13 protein-coding genes are annotated in these 17,330 nt (G+C 45.7%); all 13 read right to left on the bottom strand.

The window, feature by feature from the left end:
• Window positions 1-3: 3 nt before the first annotated feature.
• Window positions 4-945 (bottom strand): signal recognition particle-docking protein FtsY, encoded by a 942-nt coding sequence (gene ftsY / locus ACHZES_RS03220; protein ID WP_154520579.1) that lies wholly within the window; start codon window positions 943-945, stop codon window positions 4-6.
• Window positions 946-956: 11 nt separating this feature from the next.
• Window positions 957-4,517, bottom strand: a complete 3,561-nt coding sequence (smc, locus tag ACHZES_RS03225; RefSeq protein ID WP_038281872.1) for a chromosome segregation protein SMC — start codon at window positions 4,515-4,517, stop codon at window positions 957-959.
• Window positions 4,518-4,667: 150 nt separating this feature from the next.
• Window positions 4,668-5,399, bottom strand: coding sequence for a ribonuclease III (gene rnc, locus ACHZES_RS03230; protein ID WP_051835207.1), 732 nt, complete (start codon window positions 5,397-5,399; stop codon window positions 4,668-4,670).
• A 72-nt stretch (window positions 5,400-5,471) separates the two neighbouring features.
• Entirely contained in the window at window positions 5,472-5,702 is a 231-nt protein-coding gene (gene acpP / locus ACHZES_RS03235) for an acyl carrier protein (protein ID WP_013272586.1), read from the bottom strand.
• Between the two features lie 19 nt (window positions 5,703-5,721).
• On the bottom strand, window positions 5,722-6,735 hold the full coding sequence (gene plsX / locus ACHZES_RS03240; protein ID WP_154521235.1) for a phosphate acyltransferase PlsX: 1,014 nt from the start codon (window positions 6,733-6,735) through the stop codon (window positions 5,722-5,724).
• Window positions 6,736-6,831: 96 nt separating this feature from the next.
• Window positions 6,832-8,190, bottom strand: a complete 1,359-nt coding sequence (locus tag ACHZES_RS03245) for an MATE family efflux transporter (RefSeq protein ID WP_038281866.1) — start codon at window positions 8,188-8,190, stop codon at window positions 6,832-6,834.
• Between the two features lie 107 nt (window positions 8,191-8,297).
• A complete protein-coding gene (locus ACHZES_RS03250; protein WP_395547919.1) occupies window positions 8,298-9,251 on the bottom strand; it encodes an ROK family protein in 954 nt (317 codons plus the stop codon).
• 152 nt (window positions 9,252-9,403) lie between these two features.
• Complete coding sequence (locus ACHZES_RS03255) at window positions 9,404-10,411, bottom strand: ABC transporter substrate-binding protein (RefSeq protein ID WP_038281863.1); 1,008 nt, start codon at window positions 10,409-10,411, stop codon at window positions 9,404-9,406.
• A gap of 72 nt (window positions 10,412-10,483) precedes the next feature.
• On the bottom strand, window positions 10,484-11,491 hold the full coding sequence (locus tag ACHZES_RS03260; RefSeq protein ID WP_038281860.1) for an ABC transporter permease: 1,008 nt from the start codon (window positions 11,489-11,491) through the stop codon (window positions 10,484-10,486).
• Window positions 11,492-11,513: 22 nt separating this feature from the next.
• The gene (locus ACHZES_RS03265) at window positions 11,514-13,016 is read right to left on the bottom strand and encodes a sugar ABC transporter ATP-binding protein (protein ID WP_038281857.1); all 1,503 of its coding nucleotides are present in this window, start codon (window positions 13,014-13,016) and stop codon (window positions 11,514-11,516) included.
• Window positions 13,017-13,185: 169 nt separating this feature from the next.
• Window positions 13,186-14,631: an ATP-binding cassette domain-containing protein gene (locus tag ACHZES_RS03270; RefSeq protein ID WP_154520574.1), complete on the bottom strand. Its 1,446-nt coding sequence runs from the start codon at window positions 14,629-14,631 to the stop codon at window positions 13,186-13,188.
• Between the two features lie 20 nt (window positions 14,632-14,651).
• The gene (locus tag ACHZES_RS03275) at window positions 14,652-15,671 is read right to left on the bottom strand and encodes a sensor histidine kinase (RefSeq protein WP_038281850.1); all 1,020 of its coding nucleotides are present in this window, start codon (window positions 15,669-15,671) and stop codon (window positions 14,652-14,654) included.
• A gap of 13 nt (window positions 15,672-15,684) precedes the next feature.
• The gene (locus ACHZES_RS03280; protein WP_395547917.1) at window positions 15,685-17,292 is read right to left on the bottom strand and encodes a response regulator; all 1,608 of its coding nucleotides are present in this window, start codon (window positions 17,290-17,292) and stop codon (window positions 15,685-15,687) included.
• Window positions 17,293-17,330: the final 38 nt, after the last annotated feature.

A 17,330-nucleotide genomic window follows, 5' to 3' on the forward strand; every position in this document is an offset into this window, starting at 1 on the left:
ACTTTACGCCTCTTCTTTCTCTTCAACGTGAAACAATGCACTTACAAATTCTTTTGCATTGAATTTCTGCAGGTCATCAAGTTTCTCTCCTACCCCAATATATTTTACAGGAATTCCAAGTTCTGACTGTATAGCGACCGCAATGCCCCCTTTTGCGGTTCCGTCAAGCTTTGTAAGGATAATTCCGGTAATATCCGCAACTTCCATGAATTGCTTCGCCTGGACAAGTGCATTCTGTCCAGTGGTCCCATCCAGCACTACCAGGGTTTCCCGGTAAGCCTCTGGGTATTCCTTATCAATGATTCGATTGATCTTTTTAAGTTCTTCCATCAGGTTTTTCTTGTTATGCAGACGGCCTGCGGTATCACAGATCAAAAGATCCGCATGCCTGGATTTTGCCGCTGCTACCGCATCATAAACAACTGCCGCAGGATCGGAACCTTCCTGCTGTGCGATGATGTCCACACCGGCCCTTTTGGCCCATTCGCTTAGCTGCTCGATAGCAGCCGCACGGAACGTATCTGCCGCAGCAACGATCACCTTCTTTCCGTCATCCTTCATCTGCCCGGCCAGCTTTCCAACTGATGTGGTTTTTCCCACTCCATTTACGCCGATGATCAAAAGAACGGACCGCTGTTTTTCAAATTCATAGGCATTTTCTCCCAGATCCATCTGTTCCATGATGCTGTCCATGAGTAGCTGTTTGCATTCCATGGGATCCTTGATGTTTTGTTCCTTTACTTTCTTTCTCAAATCCTCCATAATCGACATGGTGGTCTGGATACCCAGATCCCCCATAATCAGGATCTCTTCAATTTCCTCATAAAACTCATCATCAATGGCTGAAAAACCGCTGAATATGGAATCTACGCCCGAGATGATGTTGTCCCTTGTCTTCTGCAGCCCAGCGACCAGCTTTCCAAAGAATCCCTTTTTCTCACCCATAGTCGGCCTCCTTAACTTTCTAAATCTTCTTCAATCAGGTTTACAGATACTAGCGTTGAAACGCCCTTCTCCTGCATGGTAATACCATATAGACGGTCTGCGGATAACATGGTACCACGTCTGTGTGTAATAACAATAAACTGAGTATATTTTGTCAGTTTATGCAGGTATTTTGCAAAACGGTCCACGTTGGAATCATCAAGGGCTGCTTCGATCTCGTCAAGAAGGCAGAATGGAGAGGGCTTTAAGTTCTGGATGGCAAACAGCAGTGCAATCGCTGTCAATGCCTTTTCTCCACCGGAAAGCTGCATCATATTCTGAAGCTTCTTGCCAGGCGGCTGGGATATGATTTGAATTCCTGCTTCCAGGATATCCTCATCCTCTACCAGCTCTAATGTACCCCTTCCTCCTCCGAAAAGCTCCTTAAACACCTTATCAAACTCCTGTCGTATTTCACGGAACTTTTCCTCGAATTGTTTTCTCATTCCAGTATCCAGTTCATCGATAATCTTTAGCAGGGTGCCCTCTGCGGCCACCAGATCATCGTGCTGGGTCTTCATGAATTCATAGCGCTCTGATACCTCTTTGTAATCCTCAATGGCATTGACATTGACATTGCCAAGCTTCCGGATCTCCTCTTTTAAGGACTGGATCATACGTTTAATCTCAGGGAGTGACGTCCATTCCTGGTTCTTCAAATCCTTTGCAGTGGAAAAAGTTAATTCATATTCATTCCACATGTAATTGACATGGTTCTCCATCCACTCATCCAGCTTTTCCTTCTGGCTTTGCAGACGGAACAGTTCTTTATCCAAAAGGCTGATCCTTCCCGTAAGCTCTTCTCGTTTTCGGAACAATTCTTTCTGCTCCTTTGAACTGGTTTCTTTTTGTACGGACTTCTCATTTATGATGCCTTCCAGTTCTTCTGAGTATACCTTTTTTTCCTCGATCCTGCCTTTTAATACCTCAATTTCTTTTTGTTTCTCTTCAATAATGGAATTAGACCCATTGGTACCGTTTGAAAGTCCGGAAAGCTCTTCCTCCAGACGATGAATCTCTTCTTTCACACGCCTGATATTTTCCAGTTCAAAATCATCCTTCTGCTTTAAACCTGAGGTTTTCAGCTGGACTGACGATAAGTCTTTGGAGTGCTGTTCCCGGTCTGTCCTGGCAGTTTCAAGCCGGCCATTTAAACGTTCCAGCTCTCCGACCGTATCCTGATTCTGTATTTCCAACTTATCAACGGATGTAAGAAGCTCCTGCTGGCTGGCACTGATTTCTCGTATCTGCACCTCAAGCTGGCCGTTTTCCCTCTCCAGGTCACCGTAGGATTCCTTGATTTCTTCTTTTTTATCTTCAATCCGGCGTATATTTATTTTAACCGTATTTTGTTTTAAATAAAGCTGCTGTTTTTCTGCCCGGATCTTTTCCAGTTCTTCCCTGCTTTCCCCAAGGAGTCCCTCGTTCATCACCAGTTCTTTTTCTAACCGCTCGACATCGGAAAGGGCCTTGGAGCAGATTTCTTCCAGTTCTTCCATTTCACGCTTACGGCCTAACAGATTGCTGGTATTCTTAAAAGCACCACCTGTCATGGAACCGCCGACGCTTAAAAGTTCTCCTTCCAGTGTTACGATCCTGAAAGAATACTGGTATTTCTTCGCAAGGGCGATGGCATGGTCAATGGTATCAACCACAACGACACGGCCCAGAAGATGATTTAAAAGACCTTTATACCGGTCATCCGTATCCACCAGAGTATTTGCAAGCCCCAATACCCCCGGCTCTGTAAGAGCCTTATCCTGGCGGAAGGAATCCCTGTTTCCCATACTGGTTAAGGGAAGAAAGGTTGCCCTTCCATACCGGTTTTTCTTCAAGTATTCAATGAGCTGCTTGGCTGTTGCTTCGGAATCGGTAACAATATTCTGGATGCTTCCGCCAAGAGCAGTCTCAATGGCAATTTCATATTTTTTCGGAACTGTGATTAAATCCGCAACAACCCCGTGAATGCCGTGAATCCGGTCTCTTACCTCCATCACGCGACGGATGCTGCCGCCATAGCCCTCGTACCGTTCTGCAATGTTTCTGAGAGATTCCAGCTTTGTATAACTGGTGTGATATTCCTGCTGTTTGTCATTTAGGTTCTTGTTAAGCCTTTTGACCTCGCCCGTCAGTTCCTCCACCCGGTTCTCACAAAACGCCTGGGCTTCCTGCCCTTCCGCGATTCTTGTTTCTATCTCATCCGCTTCGGTTTGAAGAGTTTCCAGCTGTTCATCCTGCTCAGATTCATCGCTTTTAAATTTTAAAAGCTTCTGGCAAACCTCAGAACGGCGCACATTCACCTGTTCCAGCATGGTTTCATATCGCTGCTGCTTTGCAGTCAGGGAAGCTTTTTCATTGAGGATATCAATGATCCCGCTCTTTCCTTCCTCAATCTGCTGTTCCAAAAGGCGGATGGCTTCATCTTCTGAATGCAGAACTTCTTCCGCTTCTTTCAGTTCTTTTACTGCGGCTTTCACTTGGTCTGCAATCAGGGAACGTTCTTCCTCATAAGTGGCTGCCTGATCCATTTTCATCTGCATTTCAGCATGGATTGCTCTCATGCGACCGGCAATGTGCTCCGCATTCATCTGTTCCGTATTAATCTGTTCTTTTAATACATTGATCCGGCCTTCCAGGCTTCCAGTCTCCATGTTGGATTTATTATTCTCATTCCTGGCGCTGCTGATGGCCTCCTCCAGCTCCGCCAAATATGTATCCAGAACATCATATTCTTCCCGGATGCCCTCTGATGTCTGCTTTGCATCATCCAGATCATGAGATACAATGGTTTCCTTTTCCTGGATTTCCTTCATCTGTTTCTGGATTCCTTCAGTCTCCATCAGGAACTGGTTCACATCATACTTTTTTAAATCTTCCTTTAAACGAAGATATTCCTTAGCAGCCTCTGATTGCCTTGCAAGGGGGCCTACCTGCTTTTCAAGCTCTGTGAGAATGTCATTGACACGGATGAGGTTTTGTTTTTCATCGTCTAGTTTCTTCTGGGCGATGAGTTTACGCCGTTTAAATTTAACAATACCGGCGGCTTCATCAAACAGTTCCCTGCGCTCCTCAGGCTTTCCGCTTAGAATCTTATCAATCTGTCCCTGTCCGATAATGGAATAGCCTTCCTTACCAATTCCGGTATCATAGAACAATTCATAAATATCCTTTAGACGACAGGCGCTGCCATTGATCATGTACTCGCTTTCGCCGGAACGGTAAACCCTACGCGATACGGTTACCTGATCGTAATCAATGGCCAGATGGTGATCGGAATTATCAAGGGTAATGGCAACGTAAGCAAAGCCCTGAGGCTTTCTCAGTTCTGTTCCGGAGAAAATCACGTCCTGCATGTTGGAGCTTCGAAGCTGTTTAACCTTCTGCTCTCCAAGCACCCAACGCACGGCATCGGCAACATTGCTCTTGCCGCTGCCGTTAGGGCCTACGATGCCGGTGATTCCGTTATGAAATTCAAAGACGATCTTATTGGCAAAAGATTTAAAACCCTGGATTTCAATACTTTTTAAATACATATTTCACGCCGACAGGCTTTACAGGGCCTGCCCTTTCTTTTCCTTATTATTGTCCATGCTCTTTGGACATAGAGGTATACCCGCAGGGTGTTTCCTTATTATTGTCCATGCTTTTTGGACATAGAGGGATACCCGAAGGGTGTTTCCTTATTATTGTCCATGCTCTTTGGACATAGAGGTATACCCGCAGGGTGTTTCCGTATTCTTTAGGCTGAGGATCCCATGATAGGCAGCTACCTGCTCTGCCGCCTTTTTCGTCCGTCCTGTCCCCTGGCCAATTACTTCCTTGCCTATAAGGACCTGAGACTCAAATACCTTGTTATGATCCGGTCCCTCTTCCCGTAATAGCTCATAGCTTAAAGGCTCGTCCGTCTTACTCTGTACAATCTCCTGCAAGATAGTCTTGCTATCATAAAAGAGCTGTTTATGTTCCAGATCATTCATGATGAAACGAAGGATAAACTCTTTTGCATTAGCAAAACCACCGTCCAGATAAATGGCCCCAATCAGCGCTTCCATAGCATCAGATACGATCGACGCACGCCCTCTGCCCCCGGTGGCTTCTTCCCCCCTGCCCAAAAGCAGGTATTCTCCAAGCCTGATATCCTCTGCACAATAGGCAAGAGTCGGTTCACAGACAATGCTGGCACGTATCTTTGTCAAATCCCCCTCCGGATTTTCCGGATACTTGTGATACAGGCAGTCACTGGAAATCACTTCCAGTACAGAGTCTCCCAAAAATTCCAGTCGCTCGTTGCATTCCAGCTTATTTAACCGGTGCTCATTGGCATAGGAGCTGTGTGTCATGGCCTGTGTCATGAGATTCTTGTCCGAAAAACGGTAGCCGATACGCTCCTCCAGTTCTTTTAAATTCCTGCTCATCTTACACCTCTTCTCATTATGAAAGAAGGTGCTGCGGACAGACTAAAAAGTCCCCGGCAGCACCCACATCTATTAATTTAAAGCATTCTTGATCTGTTCTACTGCGTCACTGACACTTACGATGTTTTCTGCCACTTCCGTTGGAATCTCAATATCAAATTCCTCCTCAATGCCCATAATGATCTGGAACACATCAAGGGAGTCAGCACCAAGGTCATCCACAAATGTGGAGTTCATGGTCACCTCATCCGGCTCAATATTTAACACCTCTGCAATTATGTTTTGTAACTTCTCAAATTCCATTTCTTTTCCTTCCTCTCTCCTATTCTTGACTTTCATCATTCTTTTTAAGACTTTCTCTTATCTTATCATTAATTCCCTGTTCTTTGAAGGTTACGCATTGAAGTATGGAGTTCTTCACTTCTGTTGCCTTTGAATTCCCATGGGTTTTTACAACCAAGCCATTCAGTCCCAGAAGCGGTGCCCCGCCGTGCTGAGATGCATCAAATGATTTCAGGCTTTCCTTCAAAGCAGGTTTTACAAGCAGAGCTCCGATTTTGCTCCTTAAACTTCCCATCATACCGCGTTTTACCTTATCGATTAAGGTCGCTCCTACTCCTTCGTAAAGCTTCAGGATTACATTGCCTACAAATGCCTCGCAAACAATGACATCTGCACCGCCATGCGGAATCTCCCTGGCTTCAATGCTTCCGGTAAAATGGATATCCTTGCACTCCTTTAACAGTGGAAAGGTTTCTTTTACAAGCGCATTTCCCTTTTCCTCTTCTGCGCCGATATTAACGATAGCCACTCTTGGATTCTTTATTCCCACTACATGCTCCATGTAAAGGGATCCCATCCTGGCAAACTGTACCAAATGGGACGGTCTTGCATCCACATTGGCTCCGCAGTCAATCAGCAGGGAAACGCCTTTTTCCGTCGGGATAAGCGGAGCAAGCGGTGGTCGTTCCACCCCTCTTATCCGTCCGACAATCACCTGTCCGCCAACCAGTATAGCGCCTGAACTGCCAGCCGATACAAAAGCATCCGCCTCCTTTTGTTTTACCAGATTCATTCCCACAACGATGGAAGAATCTTTCTTCTTTCGTATGGCGTTAACCGGAGGTTCATCCGTCTCGATTACCTCTGATGCATTCACAATCTGTATCTGATCCTTTTGAAACGTATGCTTCTTCAGTTCTTCTGATACAATATGCTCCTGCCCTACTAAGAGAACCTGGACTTCTTTATTCGCGTTTACCGCCTCTACGGCTCCGGCCACCATCTCCACCGGTGCATAGTCGCCGCCCATGGCGTCAACAGCTACTTTTATCATCATGATTCTCCTTTCACATATCGCCTAAGATAATCTATTACATAATATACTAAATATTATACTATAAATCAATAATAAATTAAGAAATTTAAAAGATCAGACAAGTCCTTTGTTTTCCCTGCTTTTTTCCACCTTCTTCATTATATAGACATATGAAAGTGTCGTGAACACCCCGGCGCTTAACCAGGCCGCCGGATCGCAGGCACAAGCTAAAGGAAAGCTTAAAAGACGGATCGCAAATCCCGCAGTTATCAGCCTGGCCGCAAGCTCTACGACTCCTCCCAGCATGGGAAGAAGACCATAGCCGCACCCCTGCATCGTATTTCTGAATATAAAAATGAATCCAAGCGGAATATAGAAAACAGCACATAAATAGATATAGGTTTTCGCCCATGGAAGCATTTCTGTTATATCCACATCACCCGAGAAAAACAACCTTAATGCATATGGGAGTACTAAGCAAACGATAACAGAAGAAAGAATGGAATAAACGACCTCTGTCCACAGTACAAGCCTGACACCATGGCGGATCCTTCCGATGTCTCCCTTCCCGTAATTCTGACCCGAATACGTAGCCATTGTCTGACCCATGGCGACCATTCCCTGTAAAACCAAACCCTGAAACTTATTCGCGGCCGTATAAGCTGCTACTGCGGCTGAACCAAATAAGTTAACCGCGGACTGCATGATGATAGTTCCTGATGCAGTGATTCCAAACTGAAGAGCCATGGGAATTCCTACGGAAAGCTGGCGCGTTGTATCCGATGCATTCAGCTTCCAGTGATTCCTCTTTGGAGTTAAAACCGGTACCTTTTTATAGATATAGCAAATGCAAAGGATTGCAGATATCCCCTGAGAAAGATTCGTTGCCCAGGCAGCTCCAGCCACTCCCATTTTGAAATTAATAATAAAAATAAGATCCAGCACCACGTTTAAGGAGGCAGAAAACATCAGGAACAAAAGGGGGATCCGGCTGTTCCCTACGGAACGGAGATAGGAGGAAAACAGATTGTAAAATACATTTGCAACAATTCCCATGCAGATGATGGAAATGTAGGTGTAAGCATCCTCGAAAATATTTCCGGGCGTGTTCATAACCCTTAAAAGTGTTCTCATAAAAGAGAGACTTATGACTGTCATAAGCACAATAACGAAAGATGACAGGATAATCCCGTTGGCCACAGATCGCTTTGCACCGTTTTCATCCCCTGCGCCAAACCGCTGGCTGGTAAGGACCGTAAACCCGGTGCTCATACCCTGGGAAAATCCTATAACCAGGAACATAATCGTACCGGTGGAGCCAACTGCTGCCAGTGCATCCGGACCTACAAAACGGCCTACGATAATGGTATCTGCCATGTTATAGAGCTGCTGAAAGATATTACCCATCAGAAGCGGAAGTGTGAATTTTAAAATGATCGGAAGCGGATTGCCTCTTGTCATATCAGTTTCCATTTTTTTCCATCCTCTGTTCAAAAATATTGTCGCTCTTTTAAGATGCGCAAGGGTTATTTTATCACGTTCCTCTTCTGTTGTCACTCCTTTTCAAAAAAACAGTTACTCTATTCATAAACAGCAGCCATGACAGCTCCATAATCCCCTATTCGCTCCCCTAACTGGGCTGGTACGATCCTGCACGCGGCTGCGGAAGAGGCAAGAGCCTCCCTGTGGATTTCCTCCCACATGGCTGTTTCCATAAATTCATGGGTTCTTGCGTATATACTGCCGGCCACGATCACCTCCGGATTCAGGATATCAATAAGCATGGACAGTCCTCTTCCGAAATATGCTCCCGACTCTTTTAATAATTCTGCGGCATCCTCATGGCCTGCCCTGGCTGCCTCTGCCACATCCTTTGCCTTGATTTCTGCCATTTCTCCCGTCTGATAGGATGCCCTTTTCCCCTCTTTTTCCATCTGCTTCGCTTTACTTATCGCCATTTGACGGATTCCGCCCCCGCTGCAAAATCCTTCCAGACTCCCGGCCTTTCCATATCCCACCGGTCCGTCCTCCTTAAGACGGATGTGCCCCACTTCTCCCGCCATGCCGCAGGCCCCTGTGTATAAACGCCCGTTCAATATTAGTCCTGCGCCAAGGCCGGTGCCAAAGGTGAGAAATATCATGTGAAGAGATCCTTTACCCGCCCCATATTTCCATTCGGCAAGGACGCAGGCATCGGCGTCGTTTAACATCCTGGCAGGCATCTGGAGTTTATCTGACAGATAAGAAACAATGGGAACCAAAACCCATCCCGGCAGGTTAGGCGGAGAACAGATGACCATACGGTCAGGACTCAAAGGGCCTCCGCAGGATATTCCAATACGACAGTCTAAACGGCAGACTTCATGGGTTTCAAGCATCCGTTCTCCGTAATCGCATAAGGTGTCCAACACTTCTCTCCAGTCTGAAGTTGTCTTTATTTCCTTCCGTTCCTTCCATATAATCGTATCGTCCTCCAGGCGGCAAAGAAACACCGCACACTTTGTTCCTCCAATATCAAATCCCATTATATGCATTGTAACACCTCAGTCCTTATATTATTATAAAGAAGTTCAATTCGCCTGGCGGCTTTCGAACAACTAGGTTAAAATATGCCAACAGAGCAGGAACCGGCGTACCGGCCCTGCTCTTTCCCTTTTATGAAATGTGTCAGCGTTTATAACCTATTTTACTTTAATGTGTCTTTTGTAAGAACGGAAACACCTGTATCTACGTTCTTGTCTCCTGTATCCTTACCTTCCAGAGCATTAACAGCTGTCTTCATTCCTTCATATCCCATAACATCTGGATTCTGAGCCATGGTTGCAAGGAGATAGCCATCTTTGATCAGCTGAAGGATCATGTCAGATTTATCAAAGCCTACGCCGATTACAGATTCGCCTGCTTCCTGAATGGCATTGCCTGCTCCAACGGTAGAGCCTTCATTGGCTCCGAAAATACCTACGCAGCCCTGAGTGATATAGTTTGCAGCAATATCCTTAGATCTTGCAGCATCGCCTTCTCCATACTGAGTTTCCAGAATCTCAAACTTTGTTCCCTCGAATGCGGAGCGGAAGCCTTCCTCTCTGGCTACTGTGGATGCGGTTGCAGCGTTTACGTTTACGATACCGATCTTGCCTGATTCGATTCCTTTTTCCTTTAAGGCTTTGATCATTTCATCACCTGCAGTTTTTCCAGCAGCTTTGTTATCAGTTGCAAGGGTCTGAATTGCAGGCAGAGATGCTGCGGAGTCTACGTATACCACTTTTACTCCTGCATCCATTGCTTCCTGTAACGATGCAGTCACTGCATCAGGACCGTTAGCCGCAAGTAAAATTGCCTGTGCGCCTCCTGCTACGGCATTGTTGATGCACTCGATCTGCTTTGCATCATCCTTTACATCCGGAGCCAGCCATTTATAATCTACATTTCCAAGCTCCTTTACGGCCTTCTGGGCACCTGCATCCACGTTTACCCAGTGCTGATCCATTTGATCCATGGTAATCAGGTAAACCTTGTGTGAGCCTCCGCTGGTAGCCGCCTCTTTTGCTGTTTCTGCAGCTGTGGTCGCAGCTTCGGTTGCAGCCACTGTTGTTGCCCCAGTCGTTGCTGCTGCCTCCTTTTGCCCGCTGCTGCAGCCTGCCATAGACGCAATCACTCCCATAGAAAGAATAGCCGCCAATACTTTCCGCTTCATAAACCTTTTCCTCCTTAAAATTGGATATTTTAAAATCTGCCTATATCAAAGCCTCAGGCTCCAATACCATCATTATGGTTCTATCTTACTTTTCTTTCCTAGCTTTCCGCTTCTTACTATCACATCAATCAATACGGAGATTACCACAATGGCGCCGATAACAATGTTACGTATCGCAACCGGAGCGCCTGCAAACTGAAGTCCATTCTGGAGCACGCCCCAGATGGAAGCACCGATTACCGTACCGATAAGGATTCCCTGGCCTCCCAAGGTAGAAACTCCTCCGATTACAGAAGCAGCCACAGCATACATTTCATAGGCATTGCCGGCATCCATGGTTCCCATACCGCTTGTTGCACAGATCACTAATCCGACAACACAGGAGCAGAAGGAGCTGACCAGATAAGCCTTTGTGGTTGTGGCGACAATATTTACCCCGGATAGCTTGGAGGCCTCTATATTGCTTCCGATTGCATAAATGTGCCGCCCGGTCCTTGTTTTACTTAACAGGAAGTTAAATACCAGCCATAAAACAATGGATATGATTACTGTGTTATATACTCCAGCGGTCTTTCCATAATAGAAGAAATCCCGGAATACCTTTGCTCTGTCTCCGATTGCATCGGTATTATAGTTGTTATTGACGATCTGAGCAACGCCCCTGGCAATTGTCATGGTGCCTAAGGTTGCGATAAAGGGCGGAAGCTTGCACTTGGCTACCAGTAAGCCGTTGACAACTCCTACGATCAGACAGCACATCAGGGTAAGAAGTACCGCAACCCATGGATTCATGCCTTTTGTCATCATGGTTGCAGATATCATACAGCTCATGCCGACAACGGAACCAATGGACAAATCAATATTGCCGGTGATCAATACATAGGACTGTCCGATACCGATTAACAGGATCGGCGCAATCTGGCGCAAAAGATTTGCAACATTTTTCCCGGAAAAGAATGTAGGGTTTATGATGCCAAATACAATGCACATGACGATGAGTCCAAAACCTACGGTGACTACCTGCCCCATCCCGCGAACGGCGAACAGCCTTTTATACCAACTCTGACTTTTACTATTCATGCTACCTCTCCTTGCCCTTTTCTTAACTGATCTTGCTTTCAAACTGAGTCGCGTATTTGAGGATCAGATCCTGTGTCGCCTCAGCTGTCATCATTTCCCCTGTAATTTTTCCGTCACACATGACTATGATCCGGTCGCTGATGCCAAGGACTTCCGGCATTTCCGATGAAACGAATAAAACGCCGATCCCCTTTTGTTTTAATTCGTTCATCAGGTTATAGATCTCTACTTTAGCCGCCACGTCAATGCCTCTGGTTGGTTCATCAAAAATCACTACCCGTGAATTCCTTGCCAGCCATTTACCTACAACCACTTTTTGCTGGTTGCCGCCGGATAAGCTTCCGGCTTCCACTTCTGCGTTCGGCAGCTTGATTTTTAAGGAAACCACAGTTTTTTCCGTCATTTCCCGTTCTTTTTTCCTGTTGACGATTCCCAACTTTCCGCATAACATATCCAGATTGGGAAGTGCAATGTTATCCCGTATACTGAGTTTCGTACAGAGTCCATCCTTTTTCCTATCTTCCGGAGCCAGTACAATGCCTGCTTTTATGGAATCTTCTACCTTATGTATGATGACTTCTTTCCCATCTAGGAAAACCTGCCCGGATTCCTTTGGATCCGCTCCAAATATGGCCCTGGTGGTCTCTGTCCTTCCAGCCCCCATTAACCCGGCTATGCCGACGATCTCGCCTTCATTGAGTTCCAGATTGATGTCGCGGACCATATGTCCGGCATTTAAATTACGGACCTCCAGTATCTTCTTCCCTTTTGGACAGGAGACACGTGGAAATTTCTGTTTTATTTCACGGCCGACCATGTGGGAAATGATCTCATCCATCTGCTTCTGATCAAAATCCATGGATGTGATAAATCTTCCGTCTCTCATAATGGTGACCCGATCCACAATATGTTTCAGTTCTTCCAGGCGGTGGGATATGTATACAATTCCGCATCCTTCTTTTTTTAACTTTTTAATAATGGTGAACAGATCCGTGATTTCCTTTGATGTCAGAGCTGACGTAGGCTCATCCATAATTAGAACCCTGGCATTCATGGAAAGCGCCTTGGCGATCTCAACCATCTGCTGCTTGGATACTGCCAGATTGCCAACCAGTTCCTCCGGATCTAATTCTATATTCATTCGGCTTAAGATCTCGGCCGCCGCTTTGTTCATCTCTTTTTCAGAGAGGATCATTCCCTTTGTCCGTTCCCGGCCCAGAAATATGTTTTCCGCTACGGTCAAATGCTGACACATGTTCAGTTCCTGGTGGATGATCGCTATTCCCAGGTCCTTTGCCTTCTGTGTGGTCATTTCCCGGATATTGTCGCCGAATACCTCGATGGTCCCTCCATCTCTTGGATAGACACCGCTTAATATTTTAACAAGCGTTGATTTTCCCGCACCATTTTCACCCAGCAATGCCATAACCTCTCCTGATTTCAAGTAAAACGAAACATCGTCAAGCGCTTTTACACCAGGGAATGTCTTTATAATATTCTGCATCCGCACAATATCTTCCTGCATACCTATCACCCTCATATTTCTCTCAAATTCTAGCTTCTGTAAACAGTATATCATCGGAAACCCATGGATAGTAGGGGAGATTCTTCCGTTTAAGGGGGGCATTCTTTGGCAGTCAAATCCCTTGCGGAAATGAAAAACAGGCAGCCAGACCGCCTGTTAATCCTTTTCATTACCAACCTACTTTATAAAATTCCTCTTTGGCGTATTCTGCCGCCACTTTTCCATCCTGCAGAATTATCATCCGGTCTGATACATCCATGTTGTCGGCAAGGTTGCTGGTGAGAATGAGTACCGAAATCCCGCTGTTTTTCAGCTCCTGGATCAGGTCCAGCACATAACGTCTTAAGTACATGTCCCCTTTTGCCAGCGGCTGCACACACACAGCAACCTTAGGGTGAAGGAGATGGATCCGGTAATAGGCAAGGCCATATCTTTCCCGCAGGCTTAAACGGTCAATCTTTCCTGAATCAATGCAGGGCCCTACCTTTTTCATATATTCTTTCCGCACACTGCGAAGATGGCTGCGCTTTATATTCCCAAACCACACCTTCCGGTCCAAAAGAAACGTCAGGTTTTCCATATAGCTCATATCCCGAAACAGAAAGGTTTCTGCCGGATCATCCGGGATGACGGCAACCCCCTCCTTAAAAAAGTCCGTAGGCTCCTCTCCTGCAAAGACCCTTTCTCCCAGGTAAATCCTGCCGTCCCTGATTCCCCTGCTGCCGGAAAGGACCTCCACCAGAGGCTCCCAGGTCTGGTTATCCGTATCCAGTATCATCAGGCATTCCCCTTTTCGCAGAGAAAACCCCACCGGCTCTTTCCCATTTAAATGCACTCCGTCTAACTTAAGAACTGCCTCTTCCATAGGTTCCCGGACCTGGCTGCCTGATAAGTCAAAGGAGATGGTATAAGGCTGAAGGGCCGTTTCCACCATTTCCTCCTTTTCAAACACCTTCCATATGATTCCCTGATGAAAAAGAGCCGCCCGGTCCGCAATCTGGAACACCTCCTGATGGTGGTTTCCCATATAAAGAAATGCAGTCCCCCGTTTGGCCTGCTTCCTAATAATATCCTGAAACTGTTTAAGTTCCATCTGGCTTAAGAAATTGCTGATCCTATCCAGAATAATGAACCGGCACCCGGCCAAAATGGCTTTTAAAAGCTCAGTCACGCAGCGTTCAAAAGCGCTTAAGGTTGAAACCCGGCGTTTGGGATCAATGGACAACCCCAGTTCTGCCATTAAAAGCTCCACCTGATGATCCAGTACCCTGCTGTTAATAATATACTTTTTAAATCCCTTCCGCATAACAAACAGGTTATCGGATATGGTCAGGCTGTCTATGAGCCGTCCCCGCTCCTCAATGACATAAACCCGATTGTCAGTATAGTCCGCATGGGAATAATGATTTACCCGGTCTCCTTCATAATATACTCCGCCAAAGCTTATGGGAATATTATGGCAAATAAGGCGGATCAACTGGGAACAGCCCTTTGCATCGGATATGATGAGCCCCATAATTTCTCCCTTGAGAATATAAAAATCCAGATTATCCAGATAACGCTCTCCGTTTTCTTCCAGGGTAACATGATTCAGCCGGAGAATTTCCTTTCTCATCTCATCACCTCTTTGTCCTGTTAATCCTTTACCAGAGGAAGGGATATCTCCACATCCGTTCCTGCCTCCACCTGGCTGTAAACGTGTATGCCATATTCCTCTCCGAAGAGCAGCTTAATTCTATTATTGACATTCTGGATTGCAATGCCGCCTTTCCGGTCTATATCCGGGTTTACGTCGTCTAAGGATAAGCTTTTAAGCTTTTCATTCAGCATCTTCACCCTTTCAGCCTCCATGCCAAGTCCGTCATCAGATACCTTGATGATCAACCGGGAATCCGTTACCGAAATTTTAATGATCAGATGCCCTTCCCCTATTTTCCGTTCAATACCGTGATAAATGGAATTTTCAACAACCGGCTGCAAAGTCAGCTTTGGCAGGCGGTACTGCAGGATCTCCATTTCATCCAGTTCCTCTGAACATGCATATTGGATATTCAGCTGTAATTTTTTGCCGAAGCGGAACTGTTGGATGTAATAGTAGTTCTCAATATTTGCAAGCTCATCCTCTAAGTTTACCAGGTGGTCTACATTGGATATGGTATAACGGAAAAAGGTGGCAAGGGCCTCCGTCATCTCCGCTATGCTGTCTACCCCAAGGCTTAGCGCCTCACTCCGTATTCCCTCCAAAGTGTTGTACAAGAAATGAGGATTGATCTGGTTTTGCAGGGCAAGATATTCCGCCTGCTTTTTTGAAACATTGATCAGTTCCCTTGTTCCAAGCATTTCAAAAAACCTTTGATTTACTTTCTCGGATTCCGGGCAGTGGGGATAGCGTATCTTTAGTAAGTCATTTAAAACACTGCCAGAGGCAAACTGCCGTTCCACCCGTTTGGTTTCCTGCATGGGCTTATAAATGCCATAATAGCCGTTGTAAAAAAATAAGACTAAGAGAACGGAAGCTGCCATTAAAAGCCAAATCTGCTCCGGCTGGCCCCTGGTTAAGTACAGGGCATAGCAAAGCAAAAGCATGAACCCGGTCAAAATACCTGCCAATAGAAGAATCACTCTGACGGACAGAAACCGAAACTTTTCCTTCATAATACGCCTCCCATCAGGAATAAAGCTTCCGATACTCGTTTGGCTTTAAACCGGAATATTTAGTAAAGTTCTTTGTAAAATACTTTACATCGCTGTAGCCCACTTCCTCACATATGACGGCAACACTTAAATTTGATTCCTTTAGAAGGCCTTTCGCCTGTTCCATCCGCACCTCGGATAAAAACTCCAAAAAATTCTTTCCTGTCTCCTTTTTAAATAGGGAACTGAAATATGTAGGATTGAATCCGGCGACTTCACTGACTGTTTCTAAGGTAATGGCTTCCCTATAATGGTCCCTGATGTATTTTTTGGCTATGCGGATGGGGCGGTTATTCTCCTGCATCTTTCCGACCACGGCCTTATCGTAGGATGCGGAAATCTCTTTTATGAGATAGCGCAGGACCTCTCTTGCTGAAGAACAGAATTCCACTCCCTGATTAAACCGTTCCATAAAATTCTGTTCAATGGGGATCTTATGGTTTTTCATGAAGAACAGATAAAGATTGCAGACCTCTCTGCACATCTGCAAAATTTCATGTCCGGTCATATCCGGCTGCTCCAAGAGTCCGTCTTTCAGTTTCATCAGGCAATCTCCCACCTGCTGCCTGTCCAGACTCTCCAGAGCTGTGCTCATATTCTGGTTAAACTGTGTGAACCACTGACTTGATGCCAGATGAAAAGAGCTGCGCAGTTCCCCCTCTAAGAGTTTGCCGTTCCCGGCCACCAGCCGCTGCTCCACTAAGTACCTTGCGGATTTGAGGGAACTTCTCAGCTGAGTGATATTCCATACGGTTGTACCAAAGCCAATGGTCACTCGAAGCCCTTCCAAAATGGATTCCAGTACTGCAAGCTCATTTAATATATTTTTACATTGGCGGCGGATAAGCCTCCTGTTTTCCTCTCCATAATTCAGGAATAGATAAATATGGCTGTTTTCCACATACAATTCCCAGTCGAATACATGGCCTTTCAGCATTTGCTCAGCAATCTGAGTTGTCTTTTCTGTTAGAAATTCCAGGTTTTTCTCGTCAGGCATGGAAATTCCATCAAATTTAACACAAACAATCTGGAAATAGCCCGGCTTTAGCTGATAATAATACTGCTTATTGATTTCTTCCAGACTGGAGCAATCCTGTTCGCTCCGGTCCCGGTACAAGACATTGGAAAACCATGTGGTCCGAAGCCTCTCCGCATCACTTTTCCTCGCCAGCCTGACCCGTTCCTCGTAGGTCAGCTGCTCACTTTTTTCATTGTACCTTACTCTTATTTTTTCCAGAGTTTCTGTTAGCTCCTGCTTTTTGATAGGCTTTAATAAATAATCGCTGACCCCATATTTGATCGCTGTCTGGGCATATTCAAAATGGCGGTATCCGCTGATAATCACAAATTCCACACCTACATTCAGTTCCCTGGTCTTTTTCACCAGGTCCAGGCCGTCATATCCCGGCATTCGGATATCTGTAATCACCACATCAGGAGACAGGGCTTCGATCTTTTCAAGCGCCTCGATCCCATTATTTGCCACACCGCAGAGCTTCATATCCAGTGTCTGCCAGTCGATCAGTTTCTCGATCAGCTGACAAATTTTTTCTTCATCATCTGCTATCAGTACTTTTAACATGTTTATCCCCCTGCTTTGCCCCGATTCTTTTGTCATTA

The organism is Lacrimispora sanguinis, from assembly GCF_044987295.1.
In the GTDB taxonomy this organism is placed as follows: domain Bacteria; phylum Bacillota; class Clostridia; order Lachnospirales; family Lachnospiraceae; genus Lacrimispora; species Lacrimispora celerecrescens_B.